This window comes from Mycobacterium sp. (genome assembly GCF_049802695.1).
Lineage (GTDB): Bacteria > Actinomycetota > Actinomycetes > Mycobacteriales > Mycobacteriaceae > Mycobacterium.
Genome location: NZ_JBARMY010000358.1, coordinates 1 through 2,908, shown reverse-complemented (window position 1 = coordinate 2,908; position 2,908 = coordinate 1). Strand labels below are relative to the sequence as shown.

Below are 2,908 nucleotides of genomic sequence, written 5' to 3'. Positions count from 1 at the left end.
CCCCGCTCCCGCGCGAGACCGTGACGACGGTGCCGCCGCCACCGAGCGCGCTGCCGACGACAGCCCCAGTACCCACTGTGCCGCCGACACCTCCGTCGTCTGTGCCAGTGCTGAACCCGCGCACCGTCGTGTATCGAGTCACCGGCACCAAGCAACTGCTCGACTTCGTCAGCATCGTCTACACCGACGCGCGTGGCTTACCGCACACGGACTTCAACGTGGCGCTGCCGTGGTCGAAGACGGTCGTCTTGGAGCCGGGGGTGCAGCTCACATCTGTGATCGCCACCAGCTTGGGCGGCCACCTCAACTGCGCGACCACCAACGCCGAGGGTCAGACCGTCATAGCGTCGGCCGACAACGCGATGATCGCGACCTGCACTCGGTAGTCGGTGCTGGCGACGACTAATCGCTCGAAGGCGGGCGAACCCGCACATTCTGTGACTGCTCGCCTCGACCTAGGAAAGGCCGAGTTCACGCATCCGTTCGCCGTGCGTGTGTTGCAGGCGTTCGAAGAAATCGGCGAGCTGCGGCAGGCCCGCCGTTCCCGACATCACCAGCCCGACCAGATCGTCGTGATCGGCCAGCACGTACTGGGCCTGGGTAATGGCTTCGCCGAGCAGCCGACGCGACCACAACGCGAGCCGGCCGCGTTGGCGGGCGCTGCTGGTCACGGCTGTGCGCACTTCAGCGACGACGAACTGCGAATGCCCGGTTTGGGACAGCGTTTCGCGTACCACGTCGGCCACTTCGTCGGGCAGCCCGTCGGCGATCTCCAGATAGAAGTCGGCGGCCAGGGCGTCACCGACATAAGTCTTGACCAGCGCTTCCAGCCAGGTGCTCGGCGTGGTCAGGCGGTGATAATTGTCGATGACCGGCGCGAATTTCGCCATGGACGCCACCACGTCGACACCGCGGCGTTCCAGCGCCTCACGCAACACGTCGTAGTGACCCATCTCGGCGGCCGCCATGCTGGCCATCGAGATCCGGCCGCGCAGGTTGGGCGCCATGCGCGCTTCGTCGGTGAGCCGGTAGAACGCGGCGATTTCACCGTAGGCCAGCAGCGTCAGAAGCTTGGTGACGCCGGGATGGTCTGCGGCCTGCCCCGGCACCGACACGTCGGCCTGCTGTTCGGCAGGCGGACGCGAAGTCATAAACATCACTCTATGCGGGACGGTGGTGACCCGCTGCGCCCGGCAACGCCGCGCTGGCGATCACCACGATGCGGGACGGTGGTGACCCGCTGCGCCCGGCGCTACCAGCGGACGCAACCTCCGACCGGCTATGCTGGTAATAGGTAGTGGCTCGTTGGCTACCTGAATGTGTGCGTGCACGCAGTTGGCCCGCCGCCTCAAGCGGAGCGGGGCCATGCGAATCGGCGACGTCTTCGGAGTCAAAACTCGTGCGCGCAGGACTCGACGAACCGCGACGAGAATGACCGCCCTGTTACCGAAAGGCCTATCGCCCAAGCATGTCCCCTATCCTCAACACCCACCCACTCAGCTTCGCCCAGCTCGGAGTTCGCGACGAAATCGTCCGCTCTCTCAGCGAAAAGGGCATCGAACACCCATTTGCCATCCAAGAACTCACCCTGCCCCTGGCGCTTGACGGCGACGACCTGATCGGCCAGGCCCGCACGGGAATGGGCAAGACCCTCGCCTTTGGCGTGCCGCTGCTGGAGCGCATCGCCAACGGCGACCGGCCGCTCAGCGGCACTCCCCGCGCGCTGGTGGTGGTCCCCACCCGCGAACTCTGCCTGCAGGTTTTCAACGACCTGACCGGCGCGGCCAAGTACCTGACCGCTGGAACCGACGGCGAGCGGCGGCTGTCGGTGGTGTCCATCTACGGCGGACGCCCCTACGAACCCCAGATCGAAGCGCTGCGCGCGGGCGCCGACGTCGTGGTGGGAACGCCCGGCCGGCTGCTCGATTTAGCCCAGCAGGGTCACCTGAAGCTCGGTGACCTGTCGGTGCTGGTCCTCGACGAGGCCGACGAGATGCTCGATCTCGGCTTCCTGCCCGACATCGAGCGAATTTTGCGCCAGATTCCCGACGAGCGGCAGTCGATGCTGTTCTCGGCGACCATGCCCGGCCCGATCATCACATTGGCCCGGACCTTCATGCGCCAGCCCACCCACATCCGGGCCGAGGCGCCGCAATCCTCGGCGGTTCACGACCTCACCGAGCAGTTCGTCTATCGCGCTCACGCACTGGACAAGGCGGAACTGGTCACCCGGATACTGCAGGCGCGTGACCGCGGCGCCACCATGGTCTTCACCCGTACCAAGCGCACCGCCCAGAAGGTGGCCGACGAGCTGGCTGAGCGCGGCTTCGCCGTCGGGGCCGTGCACGGGGATCTGGGCCAGATCGCTCGGGAGAAAGCCCTCAAGGCTTTCCGGACCGGCAGCATCGACGTGCTCGTCGCCACCGACGTCGCCGCCCGCGGCATCGACGTCGAGGGTGTCACCCACGTCATCAACTACCAGTGCCCCGACGACGAAAAGACCTACGTGCACCGTATCGGGCGCACCGGTCGCGCCGGGCGCACCGGCGTCGCGGTCACCTTGGTGGACTGGGACGAGCTGGCCCGCTGGGCAATGATCGACAAAGCGTTGGACCTGGGCTGCCCCGACCCCGCCGAGACCTACTCCAGTTCGCCCCATCTGTACTCCGAGCTCGGCATCCCGGGCGAGGCTCGCGGCACCGTGGGCGACAGGCGCCCGACGCAGGGCAAGCGGGCGGCCGGTGAGCCGCAGCGTTCCGGACCGGCGCCGCGCAAGAGCAACCGGTCCCGCCGCCGCACCCGCGGGGGCCAATCGATGAACGGACATCCGGCTACTGACGCGGCAGGCAGCGGCGATGCCGCCGTGCCGGAGGCGGATACCGGCGAACCCTCCGGGGATGCTACGCAC

Annotated in this window: 3 protein-coding genes; 2 read left to right on the top strand and 1 reads right to left on the bottom strand. The window is 67.4% G+C overall.

Annotated elements, in window-relative coordinates; all coding sequences use genetic code 11:
• Positions 1-386, top strand: a 386-nt coding sequence (locus tag WA317_RS14895; protein ID WP_425173764.1) for an MmpS family transport accessory protein, incomplete at its 5' end; no start/stop codon positions are given.
• Between the two features lie 69 nt (positions 387-455).
• Here the strand turns inward: WA317_RS14895 and WA317_RS14890 are convergent.
• Entirely contained in the window at positions 456-1,151 is a 696-nt protein-coding gene (locus WA317_RS14890; protein WP_425173763.1) for a ferritin-like fold-containing protein, read from the bottom strand.
• Between the two features lie 317 nt (positions 1,152-1,468).
• Between WA317_RS14890 and WA317_RS14885 the strand changes: the two genes are divergently transcribed.
• Positions 1,469-2,908, top strand: a 1,440-nt coding sequence (locus WA317_RS14885) for a DEAD/DEAH box helicase (protein WP_425173762.1), incomplete at its 3' end; no start/stop codon positions are given.